The 17082-nt window shown below is 70.9% G+C and carries 12 protein-coding genes and 1 riboswitch; of the genes, 6 read left to right on the top strand and 6 right to left on the bottom strand.

The features are described 5' to 3' along the window. Positions 1 to 9: 9 nt before the first annotated feature. The 4 genes from AX669_RS12725 to AX669_RS12710 all read right to left on the bottom strand — a co-directional run bounded on the left by AX669_RS12725 (position 10) and on the right by AX669_RS12710 (position 5998). Entirely contained in the window at positions 10 to 2124 is a 2115-nt protein-coding gene (locus tag AX669_RS12725) for an AAA family ATPase (protein WP_062258778.1), read from the bottom strand. A gap of 70 nt (positions 2125 to 2194) precedes the next feature. Continuing rightward, positions 2195 to 3628, bottom strand: a complete 1434-nt coding sequence (locus tag AX669_RS12720; RefSeq protein ID WP_156445014.1) for a S1C family serine protease — start codon at positions 3626 to 3628, stop codon at positions 2195 to 2197. A gap of 94 nt (positions 3629 to 3722) precedes the next feature. After that, positions 3723 to 5159, bottom strand: coding sequence for a HAMP domain-containing sensor histidine kinase (locus tag AX669_RS12715; protein ID WP_062258777.1), 1437 nt, complete (start codon positions 5157 to 5159; stop codon positions 3723 to 3725). Between the two features lie 134 nt (positions 5160 to 5293). Then, positions 5294 to 5998: a response regulator transcription factor gene (locus AX669_RS12710; protein WP_038569284.1), complete on the bottom strand. Its 705-nt coding sequence runs from the start codon at positions 5996 to 5998 to the stop codon at positions 5294 to 5296. Positions 5999 to 6108: 110 nt separating this feature from the next. Between AX669_RS12710 and AX669_RS12705 the strand changes: the two genes are divergently transcribed. Both AX669_RS12705 and AX669_RS12700 read left to right on the top strand, forming a co-directional pair. Next, entirely contained in the window at positions 6109 to 6771 is a 663-nt protein-coding gene (locus tag AX669_RS12705) for a hypothetical protein (protein ID WP_062258775.1), read from the top strand. 94 nt (positions 6772 to 6865) lie between these two features. After that, a complete protein-coding gene (locus tag AX669_RS12700; RefSeq protein WP_062258774.1) occupies positions 6866 to 8107 on the top strand; it encodes an MFS transporter in 1242 nt (413 codons plus the stop codon). Positions 8108 to 8214: 107 nt separating this feature from the next. Here the strand turns inward: AX669_RS12700 and pepN are convergent, their stop codons facing one another. Further along, complete coding sequence (pepN, locus tag AX669_RS12695; protein ID WP_082740969.1) at positions 8215 to 10788, bottom strand: aminopeptidase N; 2574 nt, start codon at positions 10786 to 10788, stop codon at positions 8215 to 8217. A 42-nt stretch (positions 10789 to 10830) separates the two neighbouring features. Then, positions 10831 to 11970 carry a phosphoserine transaminase gene (serC, locus tag AX669_RS12690; protein WP_038569270.1) on the bottom strand — a complete coding sequence of 380 codons (1140 nt, stop codon included), beginning with the start codon at positions 11968 to 11970 and terminating at the stop codon, positions 10831 to 10833. Between the two features lie 536 nt (positions 11971 to 12506). Between serC and pdxH the strand changes: the two genes are divergently transcribed. From pdxH to AX669_RS13485, 4 genes are all read left to right on the top strand, one after another. Next, positions 12507 to 13184, top strand: a complete 678-nt coding sequence (gene pdxH / locus AX669_RS12685; protein WP_038571517.1) for a pyridoxamine 5'-phosphate oxidase — start codon at positions 12507 to 12509, stop codon at positions 13182 to 13184. 247 nt (positions 13185 to 13431) lie between these two features. Then, positions 13432 to 15033, top strand: coding sequence for a serine hydrolase (locus tag AX669_RS12680; protein ID WP_082740968.1), 1602 nt, complete (start codon positions 13432 to 13434; stop codon positions 15031 to 15033). 412 nt (positions 15034 to 15445) lie between these two features. Next, entirely contained in the window at positions 15446 to 16153 is a 708-nt protein-coding gene (locus tag AX669_RS12675; protein ID WP_040014453.1) for a metal-dependent transcriptional regulator, read from the top strand. A 185-nt stretch (positions 16154 to 16338) separates the two neighbouring features. Continuing rightward, positions 16339 to 16551: riboswitch (cyclic di-AMP (ydaO/yuaA leader) on the top strand. A gap of 3 nt (positions 16552 to 16554) precedes the next feature. Next, positions 16555 to 17082: hypothetical protein (locus tag AX669_RS13485; protein WP_197418917.1), on the top strand; the 528-nt coding region annotated here is incomplete at its 3' end.

Raw genomic sequence — 17082 nt, 5'->3', positions numbered from 1 at the left:
GGTGCGCTCTCACGACGTCAGCGGCGCCGGGATCGGGCGCGCGTGGACGACACTCAGGGCGCTGACGGCGCGCGTCAGCACGACGTAGAGACGCCGCAGGCCGGTCGCCTCATCGGGTTCGGCGTCCGCGATGTCGGCGGGTTCGACGACGATGACACGGTCGAACTCGAGGCCCTTGGCGACCTGCGCGGGCACGAGCTCGATCTGATGGTCGGCGTCGTCACCGTGATCCGCGCCGAGGCGCCCGAAGCCGATGCCGGCGTGTGTCAGTGCCTCCGCGATGTCGTCGAGCGCGCCGGGGACGGCGATGACGCCGACCGACCCGGGCGTCGTCGTCGCATGGCGCACCGCATCCGTGACGGCGGCCGCGAGCGCGTCGGGGCCAGTCTCGACGAGGTCGAGTTCGCCGCGGTTGCTGCGCACGGACTGCGGTGCGGCGAGGCCGGGCACGATGACGGGCAGCAGCTGCGCGGCGTATTCGATGACGGCAGCGGGCACGCGAAAGCCCTGCAGCAGCTCCTCGAGGTGGAAGTCGCTCTTGCCGAGGTGTGTCATCGTCGCAGTCCATGACCCCGGTGCCCACGGCGTCGTCGCCTGCGCGACGTCACCGAGCACCGTCGCCGAGCCCGTCGAGCAGCGGCGCCCGACGCCGCGCAGCTGCATCGCCGACAGGTCCTGCGCCTCGTCGACGATGACGTGCCCGAGGCTGGTCGTGCGTTCGATGCAGTCGGCGGCCTCGTCGAGCAGCGCGAGGTCGGCCGGCGACCACTTGGCGGACCCCTTGGTGCGCGGCGGCTTCTCCCACACCGCGCTCGCTTCCTCGTGCGGGTCGAGGTCGCCGTCGGCGCACTCGTGCAGGAAGTCGGCGTCCGAAAGGAGGCGGTGGACGACGCCGGCGGCGTCGAGCTGCGGCCACAGGGCCTTGACGTACGCCTTCACCGGCGCGCTGCGGGCGATGGAATCCTGGACGCGATCGTCGGGGGAGTCGCCCGCGGCCTCGAGCTGCAGCATGACGCTGTGCGCGAGGCGCTGCGCCATCATCGCCCGCGCGGCCTCGTATCGCACGCCGCGCGAACGGAGTTCGGCGACGATCTCGGCCACCTCGTACGCGGGCACCCGCCAGCGTCGCGCGCCACGGGGGACGACGAGCGCCTCGTCGGGGTGCCCGACGTGGGCCCACACCGCGCGGTGGATGATGCCGGCCCACCGCGCATCGCCCTTGAGGACGGCGACCTGCGCCTCGTCCGCGCCGCGCACGAGCCAGCGTCGGTTCTTCGGGGTGTCGTCGCGGTAGCTGCCGTCGAGGAGCGTCTCGATCGTCGCGTGCGCGACGCGCGCCTCGCCGAGCGACGGCAGCACCGCGGAGATGTGGTCGAGGAACGCCGCGTTGGGGCCGACGACGAGGACGCCGGCGCGATCGAGGCGGGCACGGAACGAGTACAGCAGCCACGCCGCGCGGTGCAGGCCGACAGCGGTCTTGCCGGTGCCGGGCGCGCCCTGGATGCAGACGGTGGTCGCGACGTCGGCGCGCACGAGCGCGTCCTGCTCGGGCTGGATCGTCGAGACGATGTCGCGCATCGGGCCCGAGCGGGGGCGTTCGATCTCGGCGGCGAGGATGTCGCTGCCCGCCCGGTCGTCGGCGCCCGCCTCGTCGGTGCCCCCAGGAGCATCGAGACGCTCGTCCTCGTACGCCGTCAGCTCGCCGCGTTCGACGCCGAAGCGCCGCCGCAGCGACACGCCCATCGGTTCGGCAGGGGAGGCGCGGTAGAACGCCGTCGACACGGGCGCCCGCCAGTCGATGACGAGCGGGTCGCCTGCCTCGTCGGAGACGTGGCGGCGCCCGACGTAGAGCTCCTCGAGGCGCGCGGCGTCACCCGCGGCCGGGTCGCTCCAGTCGATGCGGCCGAAGAAGAGCGTCGTCGACGGGTCGTCGGTCAGCGCCGCGACGCGGCGGGCGAGCGTCGCCCCGAGCGCCTCGCCGCTGACGGCGTCGCTGGCCCGCGACGCGTCGAGCGAGGCGGCCGAATCGCGCATGCGCGCGAGTTGGGCGCGTGCAGCGGCGAGGTGCGCGCGTTCGTGGTCGAGGACGGGGTCGAGCGCAGGCTCGAGCACGGGATCGGGCATGGCGAACCACCTTCGGGGCAGTGGAGGCAGAATCCCTCACTCTACGCGTGGCACCCGTTGCGTGGAGCGCTCAATTCTTGACGTCGGACTGAGCTCCGAGCGTCACCGAGACCTCCTGCTGGCGACCGTCGCGGATGATCGTCAGCTTGACGGCGCTGCCGACGGTACGCGAGCGTACCTGACCGACGAGCGCGTTGGGCGAGGTGACGGGTTCGCCGTCGATCGCGGTGATCGCGTCGTCCTTGCGCAGCCCCGCCTTGGCGGCGCCGCTGCCGGGGGCGACGGACGCGACCTTCGCCGCCGTCAGCGTCGCGTTGCCGCTCTTGACCTCCGTCGGCGACGTGCCGATGCCGAGCAGCGCGTGCTCGGCCTTGCCCTTGGTGATGAGCTGGCCCGAGATGTTCTTCACGACGTTGCTCGGGATGGCGAAGCCGATGCCGATGTTGCCGCTCTGGCCGCCCGAGGCGCCGTTCGACAGCGACGCGATCGAGGAGTTGATGCCGATCAGCTTGCCGCTGCCGTTGACGAGCGCGCCACCCGAGTTGCCCGGGTTGATCGCGGCGCTCGTTTGGATCGCGTTCGTCACGACGGTCGAGGTCGACGTCGAGGAGCTGTCGGATTCGCTCTCGCTCGTCGTCACCGGCCGGTCGAGGGCGGAGACGATGCCCGTCGTCACGGTGCCGGCGAGGCCGAGGGGGTTGCCGACAGCCATGACGGGCTGGCCGACGACGAGCTTGCTGTCGTCGGCCATCTCGACGGGGTGCAGGTCCGGGACGTCCTTGATGCGGATGACGGCGAGGTCGGTGGACGGGTCGGTGCCGACGACGCTCGCCGGGTAGGTGCGGTTGTTGTTGAGCGTGACGGTGACGGTCGCGTTCGACCCGGCGCCGCTGACGACGTGGTTGTTCGTCACGATGTTGCCACTCTTGTCGAGCACGACGCCGGAGCCCTCGCCGCCGCTGGAGCCGGAGCTGACGTCGATCGAGACGACGCTCGGGTTGACCTTCGCGGCCGTCGCCGACCAGTTGATCGCGCCGGCGTCGGCGAAGTCGGCCGGGTCGGCCTTGATGACCGTCGAGTTACCGCCGCCCGAGACGGCGCCGGTGTCGTCGCGCTGGACGACGGCGTACGTCCCGGCTGATGCGAGGGCCGCCGCGAGGAGCGAGGCCGCACCGATCTGCGCGAGGCCGCGCCCGCCGCGTCCCGAACGGCCGCCACCGGCAGGCTGCGAGCCGACGCCGTACGCCGCGCCCGGCTGCTCGTATCCCGGCTGAGCCCACGGCTGCTGATACCCGGGCTGCGGCTGGTACCCGGGCTGAGGCCCGGACATCGGCGCGGGGGCGGACGCCGGCATCGCACCGTCGGGCGGGGCGTCGAGGCGGGCCGGTTCGGCGCGGATCACCTGCGTGTCGTCAGGGCGTGGAGCCTGGCCCGGCAGCTGGTGACGGCGGGCGCCGTCCGGTCGCTCGTCGGCGTTCGGGGCGCTGTCGGGCGTCTCGGTCATGGCACTGCTCCTGGTCTCGGATCGGCGCTGACGCGGGCTGCGTCGTCGGATGCACTGAGGGGGCCTCTCGGGTCACGAGAGTAGTCAGTCGAGGCTATTCGACGTCATCAGTCTCGTCGGCAACGTGATGCGAGCTGTGCTGCGCCTGTGAATCCGGCGCGGCGAGCGGCAGGCTGACGACGAACGTCGCGCCCCCGCCGGGGGTTTCGCGCACGCTCACCTCACCGTCGTGGGCGGCGACGATCGCGGCGACGATCGACAGGCCGAGGCCGGTGCTGCCGCTCGCGCGGTTGCGGGAGACGTCGGCACGGTAGAAGCGTTCGAAGATGCGGCCACGCATGTCGGCCGGGATGCCGGGGCCGTGGTCGGCGACCTCGACGACGGCGCGCCCGTCGACCGCACCGACGCCGACCTCGATGGGTTCGGTGCCCGGAGCGTAGCGTTCGGCGTTGCTCACGAGGTTCGTCATCACCTGGCGCAGGCGCTGCTCGTCTGCGCTGATGATGACGGGGCCCAGGCCGCCGCCGAGCCCGTGCAGTGCGAAGCGGCGCTCGCCGTCCCCGCGGGCCTCTGCGTCGCTCACGGCGTCCGCGGCGATGACGGTGAGGTCGACGTCGTGATGGCGTCGCGGCGTGCCGGGCGCGGTGGCCCCGATCGTCGCGGCGCGCTGCTCCGTCTCGAGGCGAGAGAGCAGGAGCAGGTCGTCGACCATGGCGCTCATGCGTTTCGCCTCGTCCTCGATGCGGCGGAAGGCGGCGGCGACGTCGTCGGGGTCGCTCACCGCGCCCTGACGGTACAGCTCGGCGTAGCCGCGGACGGTGGCGAGGGGAGTGCGCAGCTCGTGCGAGGCGTCTGCGACGAAGGAGCGCATGCTCTCCTCGCTGCGGTCCTTGATCTCCATCGAGCGTTCGACCTGGCTGAGCATGACGTTGAGCGAGCGCGCAAGGCTCTCCATCTCGTCGGCGGAGTCGGGGTTGGGGACGCGGCGTGTCAGGTCGCCCGCGGCGATGGCGGCGGCGGTGTCCTCGATGGCTCGTAGTGGTCGCATCGCCCGCCGCACCGCCCACAGCGCCGCGAGCGTCGCGAACAGCAGTGCGATCGCGCTGACGCCGATGGTGAGCACCTGCATGCGTCGCACGACGGTGTCGACGTTCGCCATGCTGACGGCGACGGCGTACGGCTCGCCGGTGGTCTCGTCGATGCCTTCGACGACGCGCCACGACACGGTGCTCTCGCCCTGCGAGTGGACGGTGTAGGGGTGCCCGCCGTGCGCGATGGCGCTGGCCTTCGTCACGTCGGGGAAGTCGGGGCGGGGCCCCGTGGCGGGGACGAAGTCGTTCGTCTCCTGCGCGCCGACGATGCGGACGGCATACACGTTGACGGGCACGGCGCTCGTCACGCGCGCGTGCTCGGCCTGTTGCTGGATCGTCGAGGCGACGAGGGTGGGCGCGGCGGCGACGAGGTCGGCGTCCTCGCGTTGGACGAGGTAGCTCTGCAGCTGCCAGGACCCGGCAGTGCCGACGACGAACATCGCTGCGCCGAGCAGGCCGGCGAGGACGGCGACGATGCGGGCGCGCAGCGGCCAGCGGTGGACGCCGCGCCGCAGTCGCAGGTACTGCTGGCGCAGCGTGTAGCCGTCGGGGGAGACCAGGGGGATCGCCTACGTCAGCGCGGTTCGCGCAACACGTATCCGACGCCGCGCTTGGTGTGGATGAGCGGTTCGAGACCGTCGACGTCGATCTTGCGGCGCAGGTAGGAGATGTACGACTCGACGATGCCGGCCTCACCGCGGAAGTCGTAGTCCCACACGTGGTCGAGGATCTGGGCCTTGCTCACGACGCGACCGGCGTTGAGCATGAGGTAGCGCAGCAGCTTGAACTCGGTGGGGGAGACGTCGATGACGCGGCCCGCGCGGCGCACCTCGTGGCTGTCGTCGTCGAGCTCGAGGTCGCCGACGGTGACGGTGGGGCCGTCCGAGTCGTCGGCCTTCGTGCGGCGAAGGACGGCGCGGATGCGCGCGACGACCTCTTCGAGGCTGAACGGCTTCGTGATGTAGTCGTCGCCGCCGACGGTGAGGCCCTTGACGGTGTCGTCGACGGAGTCGCGCGCGGTGAGGAAGACGATCGGCAGTTCGCGTCCGCCCTCGCGCAGGCGGCTCGTGACGGCGAAGCCGTCCATGTCGGGAAGCATGACGTCGAGCACGGCGAGGTCGAACTCCCGCGTCGCGGCCAGGGCGAGCCCTTCGCTGCCGGTGCCGGCGACGGAGACGTCGAAACCGGCGAACTTCATGCTCGTGGCGAGCAGTTCGCGGATGTTGGTGTCGTCCTCGACGATGAGGATGCGTGCTTCGGGCGTGCTCATGCCTGTCATTCTCGCCCGCCCGACTGGACGTTCGCTGGAAGTCGGCTGGAGAAGGTGGCCCCTACGATGGGACGGCATGCAGCGGCACGCACCCGATCCTGATGGAGAGAAGGCACGTCATGGGGCTCAAGTTCTACGCCGATCGCGGTTCGCGCCGCACCCGTCAGATCGTGGCCGACGTGGCCCTCGCGCTGTGGTGCGTCCTCGCGATCTGGGCGGGCACCGTCGTCCACGACCGGGCGCTCGTGGCGCAGAGCGGCGCGCAGAAGCTCGAGCACGGCAGCTCCAGCCTGGCGCTCGACATGACGGACGCGGCGAATGCCGTCGCGAAGGTCCCGTTCGTCGGTTCCGAGGTGCGCACCCCGTTCGACAAGGCCGCCGGCACTGCGACGGACATGGCCGGCTCGGGGCACGACCTTGCGACGGGGCTGGGCCGCTTCGCCGTCCTGCTCGGGGTCCTGACGGCGGCGCTGCCGATCGTCCTCGCGCTCGTGCCGTGGCTGCTGACGCGCCTGCGCTACGCCGTCACCGCGGGGCGCCTCGCCCGCCTGCGTTCCATGCCGGGCGGACGCCGGTTGCTCGCGCTCGAAGCGCTGACGAGCGCCTCGCCCCGTGCGCTCGCCGCCATCGACGACGACGTCGCCCGCGCCTGGCAGGACGACGACCCCGAGGCGACGCGCAAGCTCGCCGACCTCTCGCTCGCGACGTACGGGCTGCGGCTCAGGGACGACGTGCTCGAGGAGGACGTGCTCGACGGCCGCGCGACCGACGCCGAAGAATGATCGAAAAGGAATATTCCGGGCGGGGCAGGTGTTGACGAGGTTGCCGTCAGCCATGTCGTCCTGAGGAGTCACCACGAGCCCCACCTTCGCCTCGTTGTCCATCCGCAACTATCGCCTCTACGCGAGCGGCGCGCTCGTGTCGAACGTCGGCACGTGGATCGGGCGCGTGACGCAGGACTGGGTCGTCCTCACCGAACTGACGCACCACGACGCCGCCGCGCTCGGCGCGATCACCGCGACGCAGTTCGCGCCCGTCGTCCTTCTCGCCCCGTTCGCCGGATCCCTCGCGGACGCCTACCCCAAGCGGCGTCTGCTCATGCTGAGCCAGAGCGCGCTCGCGGTGACGTCGCTCGTGCTCGCGGGGCTGCTGCTGACGGGCTCGGCGACGCTCGCGAGCGTCTTCGGCATCGCCCTCGTGCAGGGCATCGCGACGGCCCTCGACAACCCGACGCGTCAGGCGTTCGTCTCCGAACTCGTGCCCGAGGGGCACCTGACGAACGCCGTCGGTCTCAACTCGGCGTCGTTCAACGCGGCGCGCCTCATCGGCCCCGGCGTCGCGGGTCTGCTCATCGCGGGCATCGGCACGGGCTGGGCGATGGTGCTCAACGCGGCGTCGTTCGTCGCCGTCCTCGCCGCGCTGCTCGCGATGAATCCGCGCGAACTACGGCCGGCGCCCCGACGGCGTGGCCGCGGCGGGGTGCGCGAAGGTTTCGCCTACGTGAGTCGGCGGCGCGACCTGCAGCTCATCATGGGTCTCGTGTTCATGCTCGGCACGTTCGGCATGAACTTCCAGATCACGACGGCGCTCATGGCGACGAGCGTCTTCCACGCCGACGCGCGCGCCTACGGCATCATCTCGTCGGTGATGGCGGTGGGGTCGCTGGCCGCGGCGCTGCTCGCGGCCCGGCGCAAGTCGCCGTCACTGCGGCTTCTGCTCGCGGCGCTCGCCGGGTTCACGGTGTTCTCCGCACTCGCCGCGATGGCGCCGAATGTGTGGCTGTTCGGCGCGTTCCTCGTGCCCGTCGGGTTGTGTGCGCTGACGGCGTTGACGACGGCGAACGCGAGCGTCCAGCTCTCCGTCGACCCGCAGCTGCGCGGGCGCGTCATGGCGCTCTACATGGCGATCCTCATGGGCGGCACGCCCGTCGGCGCGCCGCTCATCGGGTGGATCGGCAACACCTTCGGCGCTCGCGCGACGATCGCCGTCGGCAGCGTCGCGGTCGGCGTCGCGACGCTCGTCGCCGGCCTCGCCCTGATGCGGGTGCGGCACTACGCGGCGCGCGACGTCATCGCGATGCGGCCCACCCATCTCGCGGTGAGAGAATCGGCGACATGACCCCGAAGACCCGCCGACTCATCGTCATCATCGCCCTCGCCGCGTTCGTGCTCGTGCCGCTCGTGGCGCAGCTCGCGAACTGAGGCCCGGCCCTTCGGGTATGTGGCTCAGGGGCGCGAGCCGTCGCTGACGGCCTGCGCGCGGCGGCGACGGTGCAGCTGGTCGACCTCCTCGGCGACGATCCGACGCAGTGCCCCCGGCGCGTCGGGATGCGAGGCGAGCCAGGCTTCTGCGGCGTCGGTGTCCGGCTGGGTGTCGAACAGGCCGCGCACGAGGCGTGAGGCGATGACCTGGCTGCGCTCGCGCCACCACGTCTCGAGGTGATCGAGGTAGCTGTCGGCGTACGCGCCGGCCAGCTCGACGCTCGCGGGGTGGGTGAACCCGGCGACGAGCGCGGCGACCTGCTCGTTCGTCAGCGACGCGTCGTCGACGCGCTGCCACGCGGCCTGCTTGGTGTCGTCGAGGCCGAGAGCTGCCGTCGCGCCGAGCGCCTGGGCTGCACCGCGCTGCGTCGTGTCGCGCGTGCGTTCATCTGCGAGGCGGGCGTCGACGTCGCGACGGGCGTCGTCGTCACGGGTGTGCGCCGCGAGTGAGGTGAGGACGCTCCAACGCTCGTCCTGGCCGGGCTCGAACGGGGTGTGCGCGTCGAGCAGGGCGCGCAGTTCATCGTCGACGCTCGGGGCGAGGGCCGCGACGAGGAGGGCCAGTCGGCGCCACACGCCCGGAAGATCGGTGCCCGTCGATGCGTCGGCCCGGTCGATCGCGACACGCCAGAACGCCTGCGCCCAGTCGGCGCGCGAGGCGGCGTCGGGCAGGTAGGACGTGATCGCGGCGATCGCGAACCGTCCCGCGCCGTCGACGATCGTCGCCGACGGTTCGTCCGCGAGCTGGGTCAGCCCGGCGCGCACGAACGTCTCGGCGGGCAGGCGCGCATCACGCGTGGCCTGCCACAGCTGCCCCCACGCCGTGGCGCGATGCGTCGCCGAGGCGAGGTGGCAGAGCTGCGTCGCGAACAGCTCGAGCGTCTCGGTGCTCGGCGCGATCTTCGCGTACGTCCAGTCCTCGTCGTCGACGAGGACGACCGCGCCACGCAGTTCGCCCGGCAGCTCGAGCGTGTCGCTCTCGCCTTCGAGGTCGAGCCACGCGTCGCCGGCGGCGTGCCAGGCGGCGGCTTCGGAGGCGTCGGGCGCCTCGACGTCGAATGCGGTGGCGTGGAAGCGGTGCGGGCGCGTGCGGTCGCCGCGGCGCGTGATGACGCCGCCGGCCACCTCGAGCGTGTCGGGGCCCGACGTCTGCAGCCAGGCCTGCGCCCACGCCGTCATGTCGCGTCCGCTCGCCTCGCCGAGGGCGTCGAGGAAGTCGTCGAGGGTCGCGTTCGTGAAGGCGTGACGTTCGAAGTACAGCGCCGCGCCCTCGTAGAACGCGTCCTCACCGGCGTACGCGACGAGCTGGCGCAGCACGGAGGCGCCCTTCGCGTAGGTGATGCCGTCGAAGTTGGCGCGCGCGGCTTCGACGTCGGGGATGTCGGCGACGATGGGGTGCGTCGTCGGCAGCTGGTCGGCGGAGTACGCCCACGCCTTGCGGCCCAGCCCGAACGTGGCCCACGCGTCGTCGAACTCGGTGACTTCGGACGCGGCCTGCGCGCCGATGAAGTCGGCGAACGATTCCTTGAGCCACAGGTCGTCCCACCACGGCATCGTGACGAGGTCGCCGAACCACATGTGCGCCATCTCGTGCAGCAGCGTCGTGGCGAGCGCTTCGCGTTCGCTGCGGGTCGCGTCGCCGCGCTTGAGGTAGTTCTCGTTGAACGTGACGAGGCCCGGGTTCTCCATCGCGCCGATGTTGTACTCGGGCACGAAGATCTGGTCGTAGGTGCCCCAGGGGTAGCTGCAGCCGAACTTGCGCTCGCACCACGGCAGCCCGGCCTTCGTCCAGCGCAGCATGTCCGCGCTGGGCAGGCTGGCGCGCATCGCCGGGCGGCACATGATCGACAGCGGCACGCGGCGTCCGTCGCTCAGCACCGCCTCGTCCTCGACCAGCGCGTATGGGCCCGCGATGACGCAGACGATGTACGTCGACTGCGGCATCGTCGGGGTGAACGTCGTGAGGGTGAGGTCGGTGGTGGTGTTGCCGTGCGTCTCGTCGCTCGCGGCGGCCGGTTCGGCGCTCTCGGGTGCGCCGTTGCTGCGCACGAGCCAGTGCGACGGGGCGGTGACGCTGATCGCGAAGTGTGTCTTGATGTCGGGCTGGTCGAAGCAGGCGAAGACGCGGCGGGCGTCGGTCGGTTCGAAGTGGGTGAACAGGTACGTCTCGCCGTCCTGCGGGTCGCGGAAGCGGTGCAGGCCTTCGCCGGTGTGGCTGTAGTGGCACTCGGCGATGACGGTGACGACGTGCTCGCGCCCCGGCGTCAGGCCGCGGACGGTGACGAGAGAATCCTCGAAGCTCGTGGCGTTCGCGTCGAGTTCGACGCCGTCGAGCAGAACGCATGGGGCGGCATCGGCGACGAGGTCGATCGACACCGCACCTTCGGTGCAGGTGAGGCGCAGTGTCGACGTCGAGGTGAACGTCGCGGCCTCCGTCGGCGCGCCCGTCAGATCCAGGTGAATGGATTGGTCGCTCAATGTCACTGTGCGAGAACGGTGCTGGGCGGTTTCGCGAGTGAGGTTGTGAGCGAGGGGCACGCGGTGGGCCTTTCGTTGGAGCGGTCTGAGGTGACGGTGGCGTCAGAGCCGTTCGATGACGTGGTCGATGCAGTGGGTGAGCGCCGCCACATCGGTGGGTTCCACGGCAGGGTACATGCCGACGCGCAGCTGATTGCGTCCCAGCTTCCGGTAGGGCTCGACGTCGACGATGCCGTTGGCGCGCAGCGTCGCCGCGATCGCCGCCGCGTCGATGGCGTCGTCGAAGTCGATCGTGCCGACGACGAGGGAGCGGTGCGCCGGGTCCGTGACGAACGGTGTCGCGTGGGGGTGCGCGTCCGCCCACGTGTAGAGGGCCTTCGATGAGGCGCGGGTGCGTTCGACGGCGAAGTCGAGGCCGCCGTTCGCGTTGAACCAGTCGAGTTGCGCCTTCATGAGGACGTACGTCGCGAGCGCCGGCGTGTTGTACGTCTGCGCCTGACGGCTGTTCGTGATGGCGGCGTCGAGGTCGAGGAACGGTGGGATCCAGCGGCCCGACGCCTTGATGCGCGCGACCCGCTCGATCGCGGCGGGGGACATGAACGCGAACCACAGGCCCCCGTCGCTCGCGAACGATTTCTGCGGCGCGAAGTAGTAGACGTCGCACTCGGTCAGGTCGACGGGCAGGCCGCCCGCGGCGGACGTGCCGTCGATGAGGACGAGCGCGTCGTCGTCGGTGTTTTCCGGGCGCGTGACGGGCGCCATCGCGCCTGTCGACGTCTCGTTGTGCGCCCACGCGTAGGTGTCGATGCCGGGCTTCGGCTGCGCCTCGGCGACGCTGCCCGCCGGGGCTTCGATGACGTCGGGGGCTTCGAGGAACGGCGCCGTCGCGGACGTCGCGAACTTGGCGGTGAACTCGCCGAAGACGAGGTTCTGCTGGCGGTGTTCGATCAGGCTGAACGCGGCCACGTCCCAGAACGCGTTCGACCCGCCGAGACCCATCACCGTCTCGTAGCCGTCGGGCAGGTCGTACATCTGCGCGAGGCCCTCTTGCACCTCGCGTACGAGGTTCTTCACCGGCGCCTGACGGTGTGACGTGCCGAGCAGCGGAGTTGCACCCTCACCTGCAGCGGCGAGCGCTGCGAGTGCGTCGGGGCGGATCTTGCTCGGGCCGGCACCGAAGCGTCCGTCGCTCGGCTTGAGGGCGTCGGGGATGACGATGGCGGGGCTCTTCGCGTCAGTCACGTTGTCGACTCTAGGACGGGCGCTGCAGCCCGCGCCGCCCGTTTCGCATGGCGGGTACCTTTTCCGCAGGGCGGATCGTGGGCTGGGCGCGGCCGAAATGGCGAGTCGACGGGGCCGTCCCGCGCGGGCCCGTCCCGCGCGGGCGCGGGGTTGCGCACCCGCTGGTGCTCGTCCTGACCAGACAGGCTGGCCGGGCGTGTTGATCATGACGGGCCAGTGCGCGACCGGTGGCGGCGCCCGTCGACGCGTCGGGAGGGTGTCAAAGGCGATACGCGCCCTCGTCCCGAGGTGCGCAGACCGAGCGCCCACGCTCCGACAGGTTGTGACCCGTCAGGTCATCACCTGCCCGACGTGCCCGGCAGAAAACGTCAGTGTGACCGCCAACCAAGCGCCAAGCCGTGCAGCCGCGAGAACCGTCACGGCGGAGGCGGCGAGAATCGTCGCTGAGTGCCTCCGGAACCGGGCCTGTCCGCTCGTCCCGACGCAGATTGCGCCCCGGCGCCCTGCGCAGCGGCCCGGGCGGGCAAGATGGGGGCATGACCGAGGTGCGCATGGATTACGACGGTGAAGGTCTCGACGAGTCGCAGTTGCCCGCGGCGCCGCTCGAGCTGATCGAGGCGTGGGTGCGCGAAGCACGCGAACGCCAGAATGCCCAAGGCGACGTGCCCGAGCCAGAGGCCATCAGCATCGCGACGGCCGACGCCGCCGGCGCGCCGCACGTGCGGACCGTCCTCATGCGCTACCTCGGGGCCGACGGCCCCGGTTTCTACACGAACCTCGAATCGGCCAAGGGCCGTGACATCGCCGAGAACGACCAGATCGCCGGGGCGCTCACGTGGCCGCTGATGTTTCGCGCGATCCGCTTCACCGGTAGCGCCGTCGAGCTGCCTCGTGACGTCGTGCGCGCCTACTTCGACTCGCGCCCGTATGGTTCGCGCGTCGGGGCGTGGGTGTCGAAGCAGTCGCGGCCGCTGACGAGCCGCGCCGAGCTCGAGACCGCCAACGCCGAGATGACGGCCCGTTACCCCGACACCGGCGGCGCCGACGACGTCCCCCTGCCCGACTTCTGGGGCGGCTACCGCATCAACTGCGACGAGATCGAGTTCTGGGCGGGGCGCCGTTCCCGGCTGCACGACCGCCTCGTCTACGTGCGCGTCGGCGACGGCGACCTCGACGACCCGTCAGCCTGGCGCATCGAACGTCGCTGGCCCTGAGCCGTCGACGTGTGCAAATCGCAGATGGGGACGCGATTCGCCGGGGTGGACGCCGTTCGCAGATGGGGCGAGATTCGCGAATGTGGACGAAAATCGCCGATGGATACGAGTGGGGCGTCGCCGGCATGGCGAGGCGGGGCGGCGACGCGTGGCAGTGATGCGTCTCGAGGCCGCCCGCGAATCTGCCGTCGCTGATTCGCCGGCCCGCAAAACCGGAGCGGACGGCGTCACCACCTAGCGTGGAGGTATGACTGACTCGTCCACGCCGACACCCCACGACCCGTCGACCGATCGTGCCCTGGCAGCACTCGACGCGCAGGACGAAGGAGCTACCGCGACGCTCGACTCCCAGGCTGACGCTGCCGCGATGACGTCGGCCGCGCGGGACGTGCAGGCTGATCGTGCTGCCACGTCCGGCGTCTCTCAGGTGGACGGGCGCGTCGAACCCTCGACGGCGACGCGGTTGTCGCGCGAGACGACGACGGCTCTCGACCGCATCGCCCTCGACGCTCAGCGCTCGGGTCGCGTGCCGGGCCTCGCCGCCGGGGTGGCGCGACGCGGGACGCTGCTGTGGCACAACGGTTTCGGGGCGGCGCACCTCGGCCAGAACGTCGGCGCGGAGCGCGTCGGGCAGACTGCGCCCGACGAGAACACGCGCTTCCAGATCGCGTCGAACACGAAGACGTTCGTGGCGGTGACGATCATGGCCCTGCGCGACGAGGGCAAGCTCGACATCGACGCTCCGGCCCGCGACATCATTGACACCATTACCGCCGATTCGCCGCTAGCGCGCATGACGCCGCGTCAGTTCATGTCGCACAGCTCCGGCATCCAGCGCGAGGCCGTCGGCGACGTGTTCGACACGCTCGTCATGCCGGGTCGCGACGAGTTCCTCGCGAGCCTCGCCCACAGCGAACGCGTCTTGCCCGCTCACACGCGTTTCCACTACTCGAACCTCGGGTACGCGCTGCTCGGCGAGATGATCAATCGTCTCGACGGTGGCGACTGGTTCGCTAGCGTGCAGCGTCGGCTCCTCGACCCACTCGGCATGACGTCGACAACTCTCGGCCACCCGGGCGGCGTCGACACCGATCCGCATGCTGCGGGCACCTATTTCGTGCCGCCGTACAGCGACGTCCCCGTCGACGAACCCGTCTTCGACTCGCGCGCCATCGCGCCGGCCGCGGGCATGGTCTCGAGTGTGCGCGACATGGCGCGTTGGGGAGGTTTCGTCGCGAACCCCGACCCCGCGATCCTCTCCGCCGACACGCTCGAGGAGATGTGTCAGCCGCAGATCGTCGCCGACGTCGATCGCTGGGGCGCCGCATGGGGTCTCGGGTTCATGCTGCTGCGCCGTGACGATCGCATCTGGGTCGGCCACACCGGCGGTTGGCCGGGCGCGATCACCGGCGTCTTCACGCACCGCGAGAGCGCGACGACGGGCGTCGCTCTCATGAACGCGACGCACACCCCCGATCCCGCGGCCCTCGCCACGGACCTCGCGAGCGCCGTCGAGGAGCGCGAACCCGAGCTGCCCGCAGCCTGGACGCCCGGGATCACCGTGCCCCCGGAGCTCGTCCCGCTGCTCGGGGTGTGGTTCTCGGAGGGGACGCAGTTCACGTTCGTCGTCGAGGGCGGCACGCTCAAGGCTCGCGTCGAGGGGTTGCCCGAGTGGAAGGCGCCGGCCGTCTTCGAGCGCGTCGACGAGAACCGCTACCGCACCGTCGCGGGTCGCGAGCGCGGCGAATGGCTCGTCATCACCCGCGACGCCGACGGTTCCGTCACCCAACTCAACTGGGCCACATACCGCTTCACGCGCGAGCCGGCCGCGTTCGGCGAATGGCTCTGACAGCGCGTTGCGAAGCTCACAGCGTCTTCACAGCCCTGACTTCCCGATTTAACTTTCAATGATGGGGGGAGCGGGTGTAGCGTCTCGTCACGAAGCGCGCCGCACTCCCTCCCCCCTGGCGGCTGCGCTTCACCCCGAGGCCGCAGCGCTCTTCGTGAGCGCGCGCCTCGGGTTCTTCTCTTTCGGCCCCCTGGCCCTCGCGGCTCGCCCGGCCTCACCCCTGCCGACGTCGCTCCCTTGACGAACATCGCTCTGACGAACACCTCCGAGGCACTGCCCGTCGCGCCTGCTCATTCCGGCGGTCCGCTCGAGGCGATCCGTTCGCGCGACTGACGCTCCGAGCCTCGCCCCACCGACGCCGGTATCGCGAGCACCCGTGCGCGGCGGCGCCGGAGGTGGCACTCTTGTCGTCGTGACTGACCTGATCGACACCACCGAGATGTATCTGCGCACCATCTATGACCTCGAAGAAGAGGGCATCCCCCCGTTGCGCGCCCGCATCGCGGAGCGCCTCGGCCACTCCGGGCCCACGGTGTCGCAGACGGTCGCGCGCATGGAGCGCGACGGTCTGCTCCACGTCGCGAACTCCCGGCGCATCGAACTGACACCCGAGGGGCGCCTGCTCGCGACTCGCGTCATGCGCAAGCATCGCCTCGCGGAGCGGTTGCTCGTCGACGTCATCGGCCTCGAGCTCGAGTACGTCCACGACGAGGCGTGCCGGTGGGAGCACGTCATGAGCGAGCGCGTCGAGCGCAAGATCCTCGAGCTCATCGTCGACAAGGGCCTGTCCCCGTACGGCAACCCGATTCCCGGGCTGGACGAGCTCGGCTGGGGCGAGGCGCCGGAGGGTTTCCGTGACGGCGTGCAGTCGCTCGTCGAGGTGGCCGGCAGCGAGTCGCTGCGCGTGGTGGTGCGCCGCATCGGCGAGCCCGCGCAGGCGGACGCCGAGTCTCTCGCGGTGCTGACGAGCGTCGGGCTGAGCCCCGGGGTGGCCCTCGACGTGCGTGCTGACGGCGACCGCGTCCACGCGGCCGTCGCCGATCGGCCTGACGACGCCGTGTCGCTGCCCGAGGACATCGCCTCGCACGTATTCGTGTCCGTGACGGGTCAGCAGGCCTGAGGTTGCATGTGATGTTCATCACGAGCACACTCTGTAACGGATTCTGAACCTCCGCTGGTGGCGCGACGAACGGGGCCTGAGACGGGTGCTCGATGCCGAAATGACGCCTATCTCGCCGGTTCCTGATTCACCGTCGTCGTGACTGATTCGTTACCGTCTTACCTGGTTCGACAACGAACACTCGCGTGCCGGACACGCCGAGCCCTGCCTGCGGCGCGCGAGTCATGTCAGCTACACCACCTGGCAGGGGTGGGGGACCCACTTCTTCGTTCCTGATCCGCGAAGCGCAGATCAAGAACTCGGGGTGAAGCTCGCGTCGCACGCACGAAGCGCCGAGAGCCGGGCCGAGCAACAGGTCCGAACCCGACAGCTCACCTCACAGGCGTTCGAGAGGTTGCACATTGTCCATCAAGAACACGCCGGGCCCGCTGCGTCCTGTGAAGCAGACGCGCACCCTGGCCATGCTCACCACGACCGTCGCCGTCTCCGGTGGTCTGGTCGCTGGTCTCGGCATCACGCAGAGCGCCGGTGCGGCCCCTGAGTCGGGCGCCGTTCACGAGGCCGCGGCTGCCGCCACGACACCCCTCGAGCTCAAGACCGTCACGCCGGCCAAGAAGCTCGTCGTCGCCCCGAAGGCCGCCCCGAAGCCCGCCGCCAAGGCCGCCCCGAAGCCCGCCGCCAAGGCCGCCGCGAAGCCCGCCGCCGCGAAGAAGTCGACGCGCGCGACGTCGCAGGCGCTGAAGCAGGTGTCGCGCTCGCAGGCCCGCAGTGCGCTGACGTCGGCCTCCGTGAAGCCCGTCAGGGCCGAGCGCAAGGCGAAGATCGCCGAGCCGGCGCAGCGTCGCTCGATCGTCGTCAAGAAGCGCACCGCGCCCGCCGCGTCGCAGTCGACGAACACCCACCGCGCCGCGTCGCAGTCGACGAACACC

It is taken from the genome of Dermacoccus sp. CCH2-D9, assembly GCF_001556795.1.
Taxonomy (GTDB): domain Bacteria; phylum Actinomycetota; class Actinomycetes; order Actinomycetales; family Dermatophilaceae; genus Dermacoccus; species Dermacoccus nishinomiyaensis.
This window is presented reverse-complemented; position numbering and strand designations above follow the sequence as displayed.